Source organism: Christiangramia pacifica (assembly GCF_057221535.1).
The window spans coordinates 2,957,299-2,973,756 of record NZ_CM170146.1 but is presented as its reverse complement, the minus strand read 5'-3'; the positions used below and the strand labels follow the sequence as shown (position 1 = coordinate 2,973,756).

Here is a 16,458-nt window from a genome sequence, read left to right as displayed (position 1 = left end):
TTATTACTTCAGGATCTTATACTACAATGGTGATCAGATAGGAAAAAATACCTACGACAGCGCCGGCAATGAGAACAAAGACCAGGACCCTGGTGATTCCTTTTTTGAGATCAGAATTTTCTCCAAAGAAATGACCAGCATTAAATAGAAACCCAATAAGGAAGATGACCCCCAGGATAATAGGGAAGATGCTCCTAATAGTATCAGAAACATCATTAACGGAATCTTCAATTCCCCCAATCTGTGCAAAAAGTGATGTTGAAAGTAGGGAAGCAAACGTTGCCAAAAAGATTGATTTTTTCATAACGGAAAAGTTTAGATTTTTGATGTTGTTTTCGTTAAAGAAAAATTACACATTAATAGTTTTAAATAATTGAAAATCAGTTATTTGTGAATAAAATATTATTTGGTTTTATTTGAATTCCGTTATTATTATTTGGCATTAAATTCTATGAATATCAATGGGTAAGTTGTTGATAACCTGAAAATTGAAAATTTAGAAAACACTCAAAACGTCAGTTTTATGATTTTGCTCTTGAAAATGTGTGTCATTTTCTGGCAGGAAATATCTAATCAGAAAATAATAGTTAGAGATCCCGAACATTGCGGAAAAGATTCAGTTGCCATTGGAATAGATGGTATCCAAGAAAAGAATGTGGTGCTGAATATTGCGAAGGAAATTTTGAAGCTCAATAGAAATATAGAAGATCCTTTCGATATTTATTTAACCCGCTATAGTGATACCTTAATTTCGTTATCTGATAGAACTAAGCTGGCCAAGTCCCTAATGGCTATTTCGGAGTGATGATGCCACCTGTTTCGGTCAAACAGTGCCACTTTAAAAGATACTGCAATTATATAAAAAATTATTCTTACTCGTTTTTTAAAGCTCCTTTTCTTAATGACTCTCCTTTAAGATCTATTCGATGCGAGGAGTTCACGATCCTATCCAAAATAGCATCGGCTATGGTTCCTTCGCCAATAATATCATACCATGCCGATACTGGTATCTGAGAGGAGATAATAGTAGAAGCTTTATTATACCTATCGTCAATAATATCCATTAGAGTTTCCTTGGCGTGGTTATCAAAGCTCTGCAGACCAAAATCGTCTAGGATCAGTAAATCTGCTTTCAGGAGTTTCCCTAATTCTTTAAGGTAGGTTCCGTCCACTTTACTGAGTTTTAATTTTTTTAAAAGTCGGGCGGTATTGGTGTAGATGGTTTTATATTCCATCATACATCCCTGATATCCTAAAGCCTGGGCCAAATAACTTTTGCCTACCCCGGAAGCCCCGGTAAGAATAATATTTTCTTTCCTGGTGATAAAATCCAGGGTTCCCAGGCGGGTGAACATATTCTTGTCCAGGTTGCGGTTTTGGGTGTAGTTCACATCGGCAAGGCTGGCTTGTTGCTTGAACCCTGCTTGCTTTAATAGCCGATCTATCTTCCTGTTCTGCCGGTCTTCCCATTGGTGGTCGGTCAGTAGTGCCAGGTATTCGTCGGCAGTGATGTTTTCTATGCGGTTGTCCTTTATGTGTTGCAGGTGCAACTGGGCCATAGCCCCCAGGCGCATTTGTTTAAGTTTTTCAATAGTCTGATTGTTGTTCATATTTCATTGGATTTAAATGATACGTTATTGATATGCCGAGGCTCCCCGGATATTATCGTGATTGGGGATATGGGATTTATCCTCTTCCAGGTCCTGGTAGAACAGGGAGCTTTTATCCAGGTTGTTCTTCAGGATATTCTTGATGCGCAGGTAGGTAGCGGCATCTGCCTGAAGAGCTCTTTTACAGGCGTTGTCCAGACGCTCAGTGCCATAAGACTTATGGAGCTGGATCACGCCCATAGCTCGTTTGTAGCCTATCTCCGGATAGTCCACCCCGTTCATTATTTTCTCTACACAGCCCAGTACATGCTTACCATGCACAGCCGCTTTCTTCTTAAAAAATTCTGGGCTCCAATCGCTATAGAATTTATGGGTACTGCTAAGGTGATCTTTATTGGTATTGTAGCTTCCTTTGGAGGAGTTGCGCTGGTGCAGGGCGATCCGCTGATGATAGTAATAGACTTCGACTGCGGTGCTGGTGTAATGGATCGTGGTTTCTTTTCCGATGTAGCGATAGGGCACGCTGTAGTAGCTCTTATCCGGGGAGAAGTATACATAGCCCATTTTCTGAACTTTAGCCCTTCGATAGCCTTTGAGCTCATAAGCCATCTCTGGCAAGGGTTTTAGATATTCCCGCTCCACAGATTGGAACAGTTCCCGGCGACTGGCTTCCTTGCGAGAGAACAACAGGTTGTTGTAGCGCTCCAGCAAGCGTTTTATCTCCCGGTTCAGGTCTTCCAAAGAGAAGAAGCGCATCTCCCGGATCGGATAATAAATGCGCTGGTAGGCAAGGTTTACCGCATTCTCCACCAAAGCTTTGTCCTGGGGAGCATATCCCCGCGTAGGATTGATCACGCAGTTGTAATGCCGGGCAAAATCTTTAAAGCTCCGGTTAATGTCGGCCTCGTACTTACTGGCCCGGGTCACAGCAGATTTTAGATTGTCCGATACGATGGCCTTGGGCACTCCTCCATAAAACTGCAGCGCATTCCTGCAACAGTTAATCAGATCTTCCCGTTTTTGACTCCTGCAGGCTTCCACATAGGTGTACTGACTATTGGGAAGGATGGCTACAAATACTTCTACCGGGATCATCTCCCCAGTTTCCTTGTCAATAATATGGAGTTTCTTCCCCGCAAAATCAATAAATAGTTCTTTCCCAGGATCATGCTCAAGCTTCATCGACCCCTTCTCCCTGGCATATTTACGCCAGTAATGTTCCATAAACTGGGTATACCCATAAGGATCTTTGGCCTGCTGTACATATTCCTGGTAATGGTATAGAAAGGTAAATCCAGGATGATTCCGGGCCTTATTGACCCCCTCAAAATAGAGCATAAGTTCCTTATAGCGCGCATTGTCAATCGTGGTGTGGGAAGGAAAAAGCACTTCTAAAGCTGCATTGTCGAAGGCCAACAGTTCTTTACAAGAATAGTCACTGGCATTAAACAAACGCATGTAATTATTTACCGTATTGCGAGAGATCCCAAGGGTGGTGCCTATTTTACGGTTGCTAAACCCATCGAGATGTAAAGAAATGATTTGTTTTAAGTCCATTGGATCAAGTGTATTGGCCATATCGCTTGTTTTTAAGCGACAAGGTATTATTTACCTGATCTTTTAAAGTGGCACAAATAGAACCGAAATAGGTGGCACAAAACGAAACGTTATAAGTTCGACAGTGGCACAGTTTAAACCGAAATGCCTGGCACTAACCGACCGAAATCACTGGCACAATTTGATCCGTTATATCCACCTAAAAGCTGACATTTTTATTTCTCTGCATTGTAATCATTCGGACAATCCAAATGCCAGAGGTATTGAAATTTATGTAGCTAATGCTATATCTAAGTATTCAGATGAATCTACCTGGCTTCCGTTTCTAATACAAGTTGAATTAAATAATAATTTGGGTTTTGAGAGTAGGGGAGTGAAGTTTGGAAATTTTCAGGTATTGCGAGAAATAATGGGCTATTGCACTTCTATTCTATTGGAATTGGGGTTTTTGAGTAATATGGATGAGTGTAGGTACTATAGAAAAACCGAATCGATAAAAGCTTTGGCGCTTACAATTTTGGGAAAGTTTTATTAAAAAATTTGAAGGAAATGAGAGAGTTGAGAATTGGAATAATAAAATGTTTGAAAGAATTAATTATAGCCTACGATAACTTTATAAAAAAATGGTAAAGTTATAAGGGCAAGTTTGCTTTTTTTTAGCTATCACTTTTGATATTTCATTGATACACTCTTCAAGGTTCTTTTCTATTTTTTTGCTTAAGAACCTGAGAACAGTCCAGTCATCTTCAATTAGCCGATCATTAACTTTTCGGTCACGCTGGATATTACCTTCAATTTTTTTGTACCAAAATTCCTTATTAGATCGGATTTTATGCTTAGCAGTTTCCCAATTCTTTCCGTGAAAAAACTCACTATCTATGAAAATTGCTACTTTGTATTTTTTAAATGAAATATCAGGTTTTCCAAAAACTCTTTTGTCATTTTTTCTATATCGATATCCCATATGCCATAGAGTTTTTCTCAGCCTTAACTCCAGTTTTGTCCCTGTGCTTTTAATAGCTTTCATATTTCTTGAGCGCTGTTCTTTTGTGTGTACATCCATAGTAACCATTCATTTTATTTTTGGAGAACTAGAATTCCTTGTCTATTAATATGTCTTGAGAGCCTGGATTGTATTTCCGAAAGTAATTCTTGTCTTAGGCGAAAAAGAGGAATAACTTCTTCTTTATTTAAATCGCAGGTGATAAAATATCTAAAATCCAGTACCAAAATATATTCTTTCTCATCCCACACTAAATCAAAGGGCAGAGTAAATATAGCTTCAGATGAATTTTCCACATATTCAGCATAATCTAGGGGAATCAATAAACCTTTCACAACACGATCATAAATTTTATTTCTTTGGGCAAAATCACAAACTGGAGTAACTACAACTCCTATTTTTTTCCATTTTTTCTTTATCTCGCTACGAATTCTTTTGTGTTCAGATTCAGCTTCTTTTTTCAATATTTGTTCCGAAATATCCGGTTTATTATTTTTAATTTTCATTTTAAGACCAAAGAATGAAATCAATTTATGCAATAATTGCTTAAAGCTAGATTCCTCTTCTTGAAATTCAATAATCACACCAGATTCAGAAATATCCTTAACATCCCTTGAAATATTTAAATTAAAATTAATATTTGACATATTAGGGTTCGCATCCTCCCTATCAAATTCTAATTCCTGAACATTCGACACACCACTGTTAAATATGAAATGTTCTAAATTATCTCGAAGAATCGAGGATAGGGCTAAATTTCCAGCATTAATCTTATGCTCCACTTCAGCTATATAAAAATGCTTTCCCAGAAATGCCAATCCTAGTGAAGAGAAAATATAATTTGCATTATTATTCCAGTCTTTCATTGTTATATCTGCATTAAAAACACTCTGGAGTGTCCTGTCAGCAGATAAATGAACTTTATTTTCCCATTCAAGTAAGTAACTATAAGCAGGAGATTTCGAAATTTCCTTTTCAATCCTTTGAAATAAAGAGACTATTTTTTCATCAAAATCTTCGGTTTTAGAACCATCAAAATCAAAATAATCTGATTTAGTTGCTGAAAGGTAGGCTATAGGCGCTCTATCTTTCAGGTCCTCGTCAAAAATTTCATCCTCTATTAGGTTTTTGTGCCTCTCGTGTCTACTCCAATATATTAGAACATAAGGATGATTATTTTTTGCAATAACTTTTTTTAAAACAGGTACCAACCTTGCCTTAAGGACTTTATTCTCGTGCTCGCTATCATCGATTAAGTTTATGTCTAAAAATACTACTCTGGTATCATTTGGATTACTTGTTTCTTCTGGAAGAGAATCATAATCTCCTGAATAATATGTAAAGGGTATTTGTTTTCTTGAAAGTTCAGTCATTAATGGTCTGGCGTGCTTGATTTGATCATCAATAATTGTAATTCGCCCGTTAAGAGGTATTATCATAAAATCATTTTTTAAAAGATAGAACAACGCAAGCACCGTTACTAAAATCCTCAGGTATTTCAAAATCTCCTTTTTCTGGAAAGTGTAGCCTTCCACCTTGAGACTCCATGATTTCAGTAGCAATGTGAAGTCCCAGACCCATACCACCCGGTTTTGCGGAAACGAATGGTTCAGTGATATTTTCAGTAGGAATTAAAAACCCAGTACCATTATCACATATCAAAAGATTGATGAAATTTTTATCCTCAATCACATCAATTAATATTTTCTTAGTAAAGGGCTGGTCTTTCTCTAAAGATTTAATCTTTTTCTGATCAAGCCAATAAATTGAATTATCAATTAAATTCATGAGGCTGCCAATGAGAAGGTTTTTAGGTACAGTGATTTTAGCTGTTCCGTTAAAATTTTCATAGGCTCTGACGATTGAGATATTATGTGATTCCAATCTGTATTCTGTATTGAACAGCGCTTGGGTGATTATTGAAATTATTGATTCAAAACTTTTACCAGACTTCCTTATAATTTCAGCATAACCGTCAATCAACGAGGAAAGATGCTCCACTAATCTCAAGACTCTTTCTGAAGCATCTTCTTTTTTGAGGACCTTTGTAACCTCGAAGATTATTTTTTCAACTTCGTGTACAATTACAGACATACTCAGGCCGGCTCCGGCGGCTTTTAATAAATTTTCACTTAACGTCTTGTAATCACTCTCAATTTTATTAAAGTATTTTATAATCCGTTTTTTAACAGAAGTATCTTTAACTTTTTCTTCTACAAAACTCTTTGCTTCTGAAAGCGTTGATTTAATTGGAGAGGTTTTAGGTGTAGGCCCATAAGTTTCTCTCAGCTTCTGTTTGTCAGGATATCTCAGGGTTTCAATTAAATGTATAACGTGTAATATACTAGCTCTAAAAGCCCTATATGCGTCGTTTTCTACAAACCCTTCTCTATTTGTCTTTTCTACTAGCCCACTGCTATGTTCTCTTTCCAGTGAAATAGCGGCTAGTATATTATTATTACTTATACTTTTAGTTGGTTGTTGAAATCTTCTGTGATCAAGATCCAGCCAGTCGTTTTCAGGTTCTCCGTAATCATATACACGAAGCCCATCTCTAAATACCCTGACACCACCATTTTCTTTCAGATATTTTTTGAAACCAGTTTTGTCCGAAACCCCGAGCTTAAGCACAAATGCATCTTGGTCAAATATAAAGCCTTCGAAAACTATTGTTCCGATTTTATGTGATGATAAATTTATGGTATTTCCTTCTTTTTCATTAAAACCTTTGGGATAGGTTAGAGTTTTAAAATTATTAACCAATTCATTTGAGTCATCGACCGATGTGGGAAATAATTTTGTCATTGTATCCCAAGGGGTAAATCGGTAGTTAAAACTATCTATTTTCGTGCCTTTTATTTCAACACGAAAATTGAATAGGGAATAGTCTTTTACATCTTCCCATTTTAACAAACCATCAAACCAAGATGGCTTATCAAGAACCTCGAAGGATGGCTTAAATGAATCATTTTTGGAAAAAGGAGATGCCAAGGCGGTTATAGACCGTTTTACATCTCTTGCCATCCCACGAGTCCAATTTTCCCGTAAGTTTTGTATAGATATACTTGTTCCGGTCTTTCCATCTTTAAATAATTTTGGTTCAGAGCGTTCAATAATTGAGATTGGTACATCTTCAAGATATTTGTGTTTTTCAAAATCTCTCCAATCAATTTTTACATAGACCTCATTTGCTTCATCAGCTTTTGAAGTCATCTCAATAATATTTCCTAACTTATGAACACCAAATCTGCCAATTCCTTTCTCTCCAATCGGTAACCTATTAAATTTTGGAGAACTCTCATTAGCTTCTATTTTCTTCGATTTGAAATCACTACCTGGCTCGAGCCAAACATTTTCCACAGTATCCGGACTCATTCCATATCCATCATCCTCAATGATGATGATGCCATTTTCCGGATCGTCAACATTTTCCATATAAATATTAACAATCTGGGAATCGGCATCGTATGAATTTTTCACTAATTCTACTAATGCGATGCTCTCATTTTTAATTAGTTGGTCTCCTAATTGCAGTAATAGCCTAGCTCTTGGTTTGAATTTGACGGGTTTTGCAATTTGATTGTCACTATCGTTGTTTATTTCGCTCATAGAATCTCTACAATTTTATCAGCAATCTGACTGGCCATCAATGGCGGGACAGCATTGCCAATCTGTCTAAAGGCCGCACTTCTTCCACCCTCAAAATAGAAGTTATCTGGAAAAGATTGAATTCTTGCAGCCTCCCTTACTGATAATGAACGAACTTGGTTTTCGTCGGGATGGATGTAATAATGGCCGTCTTTTGAAATGTGAGCTACCATTGTATGAGAGAAACCGTTCGCATTCACCACTTTAAATCTATCTAAGAAAGATGTTCTGTTTTTATGAGTCTTGAGAGTTTCTGGCAAATCATTATATTTCAATCTTTCTGACTTGTTTACCCATTTATCAATTGCAATTCGATAAATTTCTAAATCTCTTTTATTATGTGGTCTTGCAACATGCTGAGTTACAAAATCAACTCCATTTCTTAAATCAAAAGCCGATAGATATTCTGAAGACATTTCTCTGTAGTAAGTAATATTGTTTTCTTCCCCTGGCGATAATTTTTTGAGGTCATTTAGTATATTAGAAACAGTCCAATTATTTTGGATTTTGTCAAAGTCGGGAAATGATAATTCTATATCTTTTCTCCATCCAATCAAGATAATCCTTTTTCTATTCTGAAGAACTCCATAGTCGGATGCCGTTTCAATGGTATAATCAAGGTTATAACCGATCCTTCTAAAATAAGCTTTCATATTCTTAAAGAATTTACCCTGATTCGCGGTAATTAATCCCAATACATTTTCAAACACGAATAATTTAGGTCTGTACTCTTTAAGAAATTTAGCGTATTCTTTATATAAGTAATTTCGAGAATCATCTTGCATTCTGTTTTTATCTCTAGATCTACCAACTAATGAATATGCTTGACAGGGGGGGCCCCCTATTACCAAATCAATATCAGCATTCCCTGCCATTTCATTGATTCTTTTAAAAATACTCTTATTGTTAGAGCCCCCAATGGAAGAATTTATCACGGAGTTTAGAAGGTGTGCATCACCGTGGCGTAGTAGAAATTTATCTCTTTGGAGAGATCCAAGAAGATAATCGTAATAAAAATCTAACTTATTCTCTTCTTTAAGTTTGTGAAATACAAGTCTTGTTTCGAGAGTTTTACAAGCACTTTCATCCATCTCAACGTGTGCAATTGGAGTAAAACCTGCTTTGATAAATCCCTCTGAAAGCCCACCTGCTCCAGAAAATAAGTCTATAAAGTTCATTAAAATTTTAATGTTGTTCAAAAATAAAATTATTACATCAAAAATCACATAAATAAAGCAACAATATTTAATATAGAATAAAGCATATAGTTATACCCTCTTATCCCCAGCTTTCTCATCAAAAGCAATCAAATTAAACAATTCCCGCATCCTGCTGCGTACTCTATTTCCATAGCGCTCTTCCAATTCCTCTGCATTTAAATTAGTAGTAGCATGGGTTTTCAGTTTGGTTTCAAGAAAAAGATCATAACGGGAGAGCAGGATTTCCCCGATGACATTACAATCTTTTCCATAATGCCGCCCCATAGGTTCTACACCCATATCATCAAAACAGAAAAAACTACTTTCTCCATAATCTTCTATGGTTTTATATCCCAAATGATTAAAGGCAAAAACAATATTCCGGCAGGGCATCACAACATATTTTCGTTGATGTGGCACTAAAAAATGTAAGAGTTTCATAAGACTTGTTTTACCACATCCTACGGGACCAGAAAGCAAGAGTCCTTTAGCCAGGTCAATACCAAATTTTTTGCAATTTTCCTTATCCTTGATGAAGTAGGAGCATAGCTTTAATAAGATATCTTTATCCTTTTTGTAAATTTTAAACTTTTCTCCAAAGAGGAGCTTACCTTTCGCATTCAGATACACCAGGATTTTCGGAAAATCATACTGCACGGATTTTCCATCAAACCTGCCTAAAGAATATTCTACGCCGCCTTCGATTATTTTAGAGGGGTTGTGCATAATTCTTGGTTTTAATAGTCTTGAGGTTGTCCTGATTATGGGACGCTTTCTTTTTTATTTCCTTGTTATCTTCGTTGAATAATTCGGTTCTATCCATCCAGTGGATCGCTAAGGCTTGCCAGTCCCTTACCTCGTTTCCATCACTTGTTTTCCAATTATTGGAGTGGTAATGATCAAAGAATTTTTTTCCTTCATCAGCATTAAATCCTTTTTCTTCAAAAAAAATTAAAACGGCCTGCCTGCCCTTTGGCTGTTTATTAATGTTTATTTGTTTAGTATTGTTTATATAAGGTACTAATGCTTGTCCACTGGCGGGACGGTGTGGGTCCACAGCTTGTCCATTTCTGGGATGGTGCTGGTACACAACTGGTTCATCTTTGGGATAGTACTGTTCCGCAAGCTGTTCCAATATGGGATCGTAGTCGTCCGTAACCGGTTCATCAGTTGTCCCGATAATGGACATCTTAATTTTACTTCCTTTATACGGATTATTGGAAGGGAAATAAGAGAGGTAATTCCATGAATCAAGGTCTGTGATACAACGATGATAGGTAGATTTAGAGCCTATCTTAGCCACGCGCATCAGTTCCCTACGGTTTACAAAAAATACATCTGCAAACCGGCTACTATTCCATTCCTGAAATAAGGCCATATACAGGCTAATGTGGGTTGGGTTTAGGCGCTCGTCAAAAAAGAACTTTTCAAAAGCCGCGTTGAGTTGCTTAATATAATTCATCCTTTATAGGTCAAAATTGTGTTTTACTCTGTTTTCATCCATCAACCGGTGAATCTCCTGGACATCATAGTAAATAATCCCACCTACCTTGGTATATGGCAGGGTACCATTTATTCGAAGATTTTGTAAAGTACCCGGACTTATTTGAAGCAGATCCATAACCTCTGAGGATTTAAGATAGCGTTTCAGTGTCCCGGAATTTTGTTTGGAAAGAAGGGTTTTTAATTCTTCGAGTAATTCCATTTTGAATTCTAGAAGATCGTCTGTGGTAATAATACTTGTTGGCATAATAGAACATTTTTAATAGAAAGGGACTACCAAATGGTTAAAGCTTTTTAATTGATAGCCCCTATCATAGTTTGACTTTCGTTCTACTAAATTGGTACTGTTTGGTGGATATCTTTCCCCATGGGTTTCGTAGTTACGAGAAAATTTAACATTTAATATCTATTGCTATAGTATGGTCTTTTTTGGGGAAGTATTGCCTAGAATTATAGACCAAACTATTAGAAAATTGATTTTGTACGGCAATTCTTGGACTTTTCGTAGTAACTCGTAACTACGAAAAGTTCAATTTTCATCATCCTGGTTCATCTTAGCTTCCAAACGCAGGATAAGATTATGAAGATATTTTGCTCTGGGACCTTTTCGGGACTTTATTTCAGAGTAGGTTTTGTAGATGTTCTCCAGTTTGATATTGAAGAAATCCTCAAAAGAAGAAGTGATTGTGCTGATATCTACAGTACCATGGTTAAGATCTCCATTGGCGTATAAGGCATAGATAAGTTCTACCAGTGAAGTTTTTGACCCTGACCACAGCATGACCTTATGTTTTTTATCCATCAAGCCACTTTGTTTTCCTGGTCGTAGAGTTTCCATTGCTTCTCTAATGAAATGGATGAGTCGATACATAGCCTGGATCTTTGCCCATAGCATATCATGAGAGCTTGAAAATTCAGGATACTGGTAGTAATTGATCATGGGAGTGAAAGGATAGTTCTTACGATGGTTCCTGGTAAAAAGCTGGTGATCCAGGTATTCATGCCCTTGTTCCATATATTGGACAAAATCATTATTCTTATAAAAGAACTTATTGATCTTACGTAGTTCCTTTTCAAAAAATCGAAATTGAAAATTCTTACCTGCTTTAGGTTTACGAGTCTCACAGGATCGTACTTCTGAGAAATAGATGAGATAGCTCATAGGACAGGGTTTGATTTTTTTAAAGAATTCGATCTCGTCCGGGGTGTTTTCAAAATCCTCTTTTTCCACAATCTCTTTTAATTTAGAAAGGGTGTGATTTGAAATATCAATCCCTTTATCCGCTTTTTTTAAGGGATGAGGGATTGGTACCACCTTAGTGTTCAAACTATTGTGAAACTCATGTATTACGTCATCAAACATCTTATTATTACCTTGAATCATTAAAAAATAGTGTGGTAACGGGATCTTCAAATTGTTTGGTTTTATAAAGACTAGGTAAGGACCGCGATTACAATATCAATTATGAAATCTCATTTCTCATCATATCCAACTGTTCTAACAGAAAATTATCGGAAGTTTGAATAAATCCATGTTTTTCAATTATGGTTGCACCAAATTTTCGTTTTTCAAAGGTGGCGCTAAAACCTAAATCTATTTTCTGGAAGTTTAAATTCTTAGCCCTTTTTATGGTCTGATATAATAATTGACGATATACCTGATACTCCCTGGCATAGTCATAATCCATTCCGATTAAATTGGGGACGTATATACCTTCTATATTTTTGTAACAGAACATGACGCCGACTATCTGGTTTTCCTTTTGAAGTTTTAATTCGATGAACTCCCAGTTTTTATCGGATGCCATATTTTGAAATATTTTTTTCGGATAGGCAAAGGTGTTTAATCCAAAATTTTTTGATTTCACATTTTTATAGAGTTCATGATAGATATCAATTTTTTCAGGAGTAGGGGAGTCTAAAATTGATATATGGAACTTATCTTCAAACGGCAGTACCTCTTTTCTGAAATGTTTTCGAGACCGAGAGCTTAATGTTTCCAGAAATTCTTCTTCACTGTTCCAATCTAAATTATTAATTACACAGGAATCTGGCATGGAGATGGGAATGTACCCTTCCTTTTGGAACAGTCCTGCTAAGGCTGTTGATTTTGAAAAATCACGTAGTACGGACATTCCGGTTCCCAGTTTTTCTCCCAACGTTTCGATTCTTAATAAGAGTTCTTTAATAGCTTCCTCAGATTGTGAATGCTTGTGGTCTACATACAAATGACTGCCTTCGGTAAAGAGACATCCCATAGACAGTACTTTAGTAGTCATCGCATAGGGATTGGATTCCCTGTCTTGCTCTATGGCTTTGGATACCGATTCCGGTGCTAGCATATCATTCTTCCATAAGCCGCTGGTTAAAAATGTAGCTAAAATTGGAATATCCTTCTGATCTGTAATTATAAAATAATAGAAGTTCCAGTTATGCTCTTTCTGGTCGTTATGGGAAAAGCATTTCTGCAGAAATTGAAGTCCTTCTTTATTAAGCATATTATGACTTCCAAGTAGTTTATTCCATAGATATGTATCGATGTCTTCGATGCTTTCTGCATAAATCACCGATACATCTAAATCAGATTTTTCTTTTATCGTAGTTGGGTTCACGCTTATATTAAAAGCTTTTCCAACCCTCTCCAAAGTATTATTCGTTGCATTTAGCGCTTTTTCATAATGATACTCCAGGGCATCCACCAGGGCTTTAATATCTTCTAATTCATTGTGGCAGGAAATCGTAATTCTTACCCCGGTATTTTTCACAGGAACCGCTGGAAATAATCCCAGATTTACAAAGAATCCTTCATCCAGCATTCGTTTCACAAAATTATAGCCGGTGGCGGGTAAGCCCGTACCAATATAAAAAACCGGGGAGTCATTCTTTGAAATTAAGGGCAGGTTGGTTTTTGAAAGCAATTCATTAAAATAATTTATCCGGAGCTGTAGTGCCTTTTGTAGTGAATATATTTCGGTAGAAAGATGAATGTCTGCCGAAGCACTTGCCGCAGCAACAGCGCTGGGTTCCAGTTGGGCAGAGAAGGTGAGGGGGCCACCAAAATTTTTAATTTTTCTAAAGAGTTTTCGATCTGGACAAACCAAGACTGCACCCGAGGCTCCAAAGGTTTTGCTTAAAGTACCAAATAGTAAAATATTTTCCGGTAGTTCTTTTAGGACTTCCATTACATAGCCACTACCGTTATGGCCCTTCCAGCTCATTCCATGCACATCATCAAAATACAAGTGCAGCTGAGGATATTTTTCACAAAGGGAGATAAGATCTTCTATGGGGGCATAATCACCATACATGGAATAAACCCCATCTGCCATATACCATATTTTTTTAACCTTCCCGGATAATCTCTTTATTCGGTCTTCCAGCATGTCCATGGAATTATGGCGAATTAGGCTTACAGGTATACCTCTAATTTTAAGGAATTGGGCCGCATTTTGAACACTCCAGTGCACCTGGTGATCTAAGATTACTGCGTCCTCATCTCTAACTGCCGTCGGTATAACCGCGATATGACCAAGCGTACTGTTCTTGGTTATAAGAATTGGATTGTTGTAGATCTCTTTTATTTTTTCTTCTAACTCCGCATACAATGGATGAGAGATATAAGTCTTTGAAAGTGGAAACTGAGTACCATATTTTTGAATGGCATCTATGGCTGCGTTTTTAAGACGCTGGTCTTGTTCCAGACCCAGGTAGCCCGTGGTTCCGAAATGAAAGGATTCTATTCCATTAACCTTTATTTTCCGTCCATTCAATCCTGATCCCTCAGCATGCAAATGTAAAACTCCTGCTTTAGTTGCATTGGTAATTACTTCATCTACGGTATCCAGAAAATTGTTGTGTTTTATTTTTGCCATAACTATAGATTTGAAAATTCTCATATTAAACTATGACAAAAAATTATTATAAATCTAACCGTTATTGGTAAAAGTCTTTTCAGAACAGTCATACGGCTTTTCATCCAAATGCAGGTAAAATCTATGTTTATAATTTTAAAACATGTTAAATGAAATCATTTAAGGTGTTCTGATAAGACTATTTATTTTTTATTATATATTAGTGATATCCAAAACTTTACGGGATGGTGGTGGATGGAACCTACGCGAAAATGTGGATCTCTGAGGGGATCTTATTCTTTGTCTATAAAGAGATTTATGAGATCAATAGGAGTATGGCCAGAGAGATCGTTAGTCAACGTTTGCAGCTGCAAAATGAAAATTCGTATCCTATATTTTGTGATCTAAGGGCCATTACCAATGCACAGAAGGAAGCCAGGGATTATCTCGCAATAGAAGGTGCCTTTATGACGACAGCTCTGGCTCTTCTGGTGAAAGATGATCATGCGATGGCTATTACCCAACTCTTTATAAAAACAAGCACCCCGAATTACCCTATCCGGGTATTTAAAGATAAAAAGAAGGCGCTTTTGTTTCTGCAGGACTATAAATAGTAATCTTTAAAATAAGAATTATGGAATATGCATTCAACAATGAGGACAAAATGAGATTCAATTCTTTATATCAGCAAATCATAGAAATTGCCTGTGGTAACTTCATGTTTCGTCAGGAGCCTTCCGGCAGAAGAGATCCCATTGATACTGTTACCGTACTGCTGAATATGATGTCAGAGGAAATATATAATTTTTGTTTTGGAACAAATCAGGAAATAAAGCAACCGGAAATACAATTTTCAATCTTTTTAGATAAGGATTTTTACATCACGTCATATTCTTCCAATACTCCTGAAATTTTGAAATGGAAACAGGACAAATTTGACTGCCAGGTTTCTGAAATTCTTTCAAAAAACTCGGAGAAAGCGCTGACGGACGAAATTGATTCAGCTACTGGAAAAATGTATCAGCAATTTATTCCTGTTGACTTCATTGTTAAAAATAAAGGATTACATAGATGTCCTTGCACTATTCAAAGGATGGTGGGAGTAGATCCCTCCTGTGCATATGTCATTACAGCTTTTCGTTTTACGAATGGTGAAGAACCTCTGAGAAAAGTAAGTAATATAAGACATTCATTAAAATCAGGAAAAAAGGAAAGCGCTGCAACAAAAATTTTGCTGAAACAAGTACGTCTTTATATCCTTAAAAATCTTCATACCGATCTTCCATCTCTTAGAGAATTAGGTCTTATTCATCGTACTAATAAAACTAAACTTAAAGAAGGATTTAAAAAAATGTACGGCACTACCATCCATAGGTTTCATATGGAAAAAAGGCTTGACAAAGGAGCACTCTTGATTAGAACTACGGAACTACCAATTTCTATGATTACTCAAAAATGCGGTTTTAAAGATCACTCCCATTTTTCAAAAAATTTTAAAATCCAGTTTGGACAGACACCTTCCGAATACAGAAGAGAATATAAGCCCAATTTCATGAGAGAATAGTTTTACGGCCTTTACAACCATTTTATTTGAAGGTATTTGGTGAAATTTACTATTGTAAAGTACCAGGGTTGTAAAATTTGAAATACTAAGATTCTATTACTTCTTTACTTTTCAGTACCATGCTGGCTTTTACACCCAATAAAAGAAATTATAAAATCTTTTTGCGCAGAAAGTAGGAGAAGCCGAAAATCCTTGAAAGAGTAGGTGAATTTAAACTTTAATATTATGAAAAAGTTATTTTTAATTCCGATTATGGCGCTTCTGGTTGTATTAGGCATGTCCTTTACCAGCTTTGAAAGCGAAATTGAAGAGCAACCTGAAGTTGTTGCCAGTGATTATATACGTGTAAATGGAAACTGGCAACCTATATCTGAACAGGATTGTAATACTGGCTCCTATGATTGTAAGGTGAAATTTACAGAGAATGGACAAGAGTTTAGAGTATATGATGAAATGGACTTAAGTACTTTGAGAAAAAGTCCAAATCCTGGAGCTACTTTGATTAATCCATAAATAAAGTAAT

17 protein-coding genes are annotated in these 16,458 nt (G+C 36.4%); 5 read left to right on the top strand and 12 right to left on the bottom strand.

Features of this window, described 5'->3' with window-relative positions:
• Positions 1–16 precede the first annotated feature (16 nt).
• Positions 17–304 (bottom strand): hypothetical protein, encoded by a 288-nt coding sequence (locus tag AC2S94_RS13635; RefSeq protein WP_107013272.1) that lies wholly within the window; start codon positions 302–304, stop codon positions 17–19.
• Positions 305–523: 219 nt separating this feature from the next.
• Here AC2S94_RS13635 and AC2S94_RS13630 point away from each other — a divergent pair, with 219 nt between their 5' ends.
• Entirely contained in the window at positions 524–805 is a 282-nt protein-coding gene (locus tag AC2S94_RS13630; RefSeq protein WP_484629117.1) for an N-acetylmuramoyl-L-alanine amidase family protein, read from the top strand.
• Between the two features lie 67 nt (positions 806–872).
• On the opposite strand, the gene istB is transcribed toward AC2S94_RS13630, so the two are convergent.
• Positions 873–1,610 carry an IS21-like element helper ATPase IstB gene (gene istB / locus AC2S94_RS13625; protein ID WP_484629116.1) on the bottom strand — a complete coding sequence of 246 codons (738 nt, stop codon included), beginning with the start codon at positions 1,608–1,610 and terminating at the stop codon, positions 873–875.
• Positions 1,611–1,634: 24 nt separating this feature from the next.
• Positions 1,635–3,188 carry an IS21 family transposase gene (gene istA, locus AC2S94_RS13620; protein WP_484629115.1) on the bottom strand — a complete coding sequence of 518 codons (1,554 nt, stop codon included), beginning with the start codon at positions 3,186–3,188 and terminating at the stop codon, positions 1,635–1,637.
• 103 nt (positions 3,189–3,291) lie between these two features.
• Here istA and AC2S94_RS13615 point away from each other — a divergent pair, with 103 nt between their 5' ends.
• Positions 3,292–3,702, top strand: coding sequence for an N-acetylmuramoyl-L-alanine amidase family protein (locus AC2S94_RS13615; protein ID WP_484629114.1), 411 nt, complete (start codon positions 3,292–3,294; stop codon positions 3,700–3,702).
• 78 nt (positions 3,703–3,780) lie between these two features.
• On the opposite strand, the gene AC2S94_RS13610 is transcribed toward AC2S94_RS13615, so the two are convergent.
• The 9 genes from AC2S94_RS13610 to AC2S94_RS13570 all read right to left on the bottom strand — a co-directional run bounded on the left by AC2S94_RS13610 (position 3,781) and on the right by AC2S94_RS13570 (position 14,392).
• Positions 3,781–4,230 carry a very short patch repair endonuclease gene (locus tag AC2S94_RS13610; RefSeq protein WP_484629113.1) on the bottom strand — a complete coding sequence of 150 codons (450 nt, stop codon included), beginning with the start codon at positions 4,228–4,230 and terminating at the stop codon, positions 3,781–3,783.
• A gap of 14 nt (positions 4,231–4,244) precedes the next feature.
• Complete coding sequence (locus AC2S94_RS13605; RefSeq protein WP_484629112.1) at positions 4,245–5,609, bottom strand: hypothetical protein; 1,365 nt, start codon at positions 5,607–5,609, stop codon at positions 4,245–4,247.
• Positions 5,610–5,613: 4 nt separating this feature from the next.
• Complete coding sequence (locus AC2S94_RS13600) at positions 5,614–7,779, bottom strand: ATP-binding protein (protein ID WP_484629111.1); 2,166 nt, start codon at positions 7,777–7,779, stop codon at positions 5,614–5,616.
• Positions 7,776–8,996, bottom strand: coding sequence for a DNA cytosine methyltransferase (locus AC2S94_RS13595; RefSeq protein WP_484629110.1), 1,221 nt, complete (start codon positions 8,994–8,996; stop codon positions 7,776–7,778). Before AC2S94_RS13595 ends, AC2S94_RS13600 begins: the two co-directional genes overlap by 4 nt.
• A gap of 90 nt (positions 8,997–9,086) precedes the next feature.
• Complete coding sequence (locus AC2S94_RS13590) at positions 9,087–9,743, bottom strand: P-loop NTPase family protein (protein ID WP_484629109.1); 657 nt, start codon at positions 9,741–9,743, stop codon at positions 9,087–9,089.
• Positions 9,727–10,479, bottom strand: coding sequence for a hypothetical protein (locus tag AC2S94_RS13585; RefSeq protein ID WP_484629108.1), 753 nt, complete (start codon positions 10,477–10,479; stop codon positions 9,727–9,729). The genes AC2S94_RS13590 and AC2S94_RS13585 overlap by 17 nt, the downstream gene beginning before the upstream one ends.
• A 3-nt stretch (positions 10,480–10,482) precedes the next feature.
• Positions 10,483–10,767: a helix-turn-helix domain-containing protein gene (locus AC2S94_RS13580; RefSeq protein ID WP_484629107.1), complete on the bottom strand. Its 285-nt coding sequence runs from the start codon at positions 10,765–10,767 to the stop codon at positions 10,483–10,485.
• A 282-nt stretch (positions 10,768–11,049) separates the two neighbouring features.
• Complete coding sequence (locus AC2S94_RS13575; RefSeq protein WP_484629106.1) at positions 11,050–11,904, bottom strand: RteC domain-containing protein; 855 nt, start codon at positions 11,902–11,904, stop codon at positions 11,050–11,052.
• A 79-nt stretch (positions 11,905–11,983) separates the two neighbouring features.
• Complete coding sequence (locus tag AC2S94_RS13570) at positions 11,984–14,392, bottom strand: aminotransferase class I/II-fold pyridoxal phosphate-dependent enzyme (RefSeq protein WP_484629105.1); 2,409 nt, start codon at positions 14,390–14,392, stop codon at positions 11,984–11,986.
• Positions 14,393–14,616: 224 nt separating this feature from the next.
• On the opposite strand from AC2S94_RS13570, the gene AC2S94_RS13565 reads away from it, so the two are divergent.
• The 3 genes from AC2S94_RS13565 to AC2S94_RS13555 all read left to right on the top strand — a co-directional run bounded on the left by AC2S94_RS13565 (position 14,617) and on the right by AC2S94_RS13555 (position 16,448).
• Positions 14,617–14,985, top strand: a complete 369-nt coding sequence (locus tag AC2S94_RS13565; protein WP_240472150.1) for a DUF7793 family protein — start codon at positions 14,617–14,619, stop codon at positions 14,983–14,985.
• Between the two features lie 20 nt (positions 14,986–15,005).
• Positions 15,006–15,935 carry a helix-turn-helix domain-containing protein gene (locus AC2S94_RS13560; RefSeq protein WP_026934522.1) on the top strand — a complete coding sequence of 310 codons (930 nt, stop codon included), beginning with the start codon at positions 15,006–15,008 and terminating at the stop codon, positions 15,933–15,935.
• Positions 15,936–16,160: 225 nt separating this feature from the next.
• A complete protein-coding gene (locus tag AC2S94_RS13555; RefSeq protein ID WP_026934521.1) occupies positions 16,161–16,448 on the top strand; it encodes a DUF6520 family protein in 288 nt (95 codons plus the stop codon).
• Positions 16,449–16,458: the final 10 nt, after the last annotated feature.

Excerpts from the sequence above, each read along its gene's own strand:
- AC2S94_RS13635 (WP_107013272.1), bottom strand. The coding sequence starts at position 304 with ATGAAAAAATCAATCTTTTTGGCAACGTTTGCTTCCCTACTTTCAACA.
- AC2S94_RS13630 (WP_484629117.1), top strand. The coding sequence starts at position 524 with ATGATTTTGCTCTTGAAAATGTGTGTCATTTTCTGGCAGGAAATATCT.
- istB (WP_484629116.1), bottom strand. The coding sequence starts at position 1,610 with ATGAACAACAATCAGACTATTGAAAAACTTAAACAAATGCGCCTGGGG.
- istA (WP_484629115.1), bottom strand. The coding sequence starts at position 3,188 with ATGGCCAATACACTTGATCCAATGGACTTAAAACAAATCATTTCTTTA.
- AC2S94_RS13610 (WP_484629113.1), bottom strand. The coding sequence starts at position 4,230 with ATGGATGTACACACAAAAGAACAGCGCTCAAGAAATATGAAAGCTATT.
- AC2S94_RS13605 (WP_484629112.1), bottom strand. The coding sequence starts at position 5,609 with ATGATAATACCTCTTAACGGGCGAATTACAATTATTGATGATCAAATC.
- AC2S94_RS13600 (WP_484629111.1), bottom strand. The coding sequence starts at position 7,779 with ATGAGCGAAATAAACAACGATAGTGACAATCAAATTGCAAAACCCGTC.
- AC2S94_RS13595 (WP_484629110.1), bottom strand. The coding sequence starts at position 8,996 with ATGAACTTTATAGACTTATTTTCTGGAGCAGGTGGGCTTTCAGAGGGA.
- AC2S94_RS13590 (WP_484629109.1), bottom strand. The coding sequence starts at position 9,743 with ATGCACAACCCCTCTAAAATAATCGAAGGCGGCGTAGAATATTCTTTA.
- AC2S94_RS13585 (WP_484629108.1), bottom strand. The coding sequence starts at position 10,479 with ATGAATTATATTAAGCAACTCAACGCGGCTTTTGAAAAGTTCTTTTTT.
- AC2S94_RS13580 (WP_484629107.1), bottom strand. The coding sequence starts at position 10,767 with ATGCCAACAAGTATTATTACCACAGACGATCTTCTAGAATTCAAAATG.
- AC2S94_RS13575 (WP_484629106.1), bottom strand. The coding sequence starts at position 11,904 with ATGATTCAAGGTAATAATAAGATGTTTGATGACGTAATACATGAGTTT.
- AC2S94_RS13570 (WP_484629105.1), bottom strand. The coding sequence starts at position 14,392 with ATGGCAAAAATAAAACACAACAATTTTCTGGATACCGTAGATGAAGTA.
- AC2S94_RS13565 (WP_240472150.1), top strand. The coding sequence starts at position 14,617 with ATGGTGGTGGATGGAACCTACGCGAAAATGTGGATCTCTGAGGGGATC.
- AC2S94_RS13560 (WP_026934522.1), top strand. The coding sequence starts at position 15,006 with ATGGAATATGCATTCAACAATGAGGACAAAATGAGATTCAATTCTTTA.
- AC2S94_RS13555 (WP_026934521.1), top strand. The coding sequence starts at position 16,161 with ATGAAAAAGTTATTTTTAATTCCGATTATGGCGCTTCTGGTTGTATTA.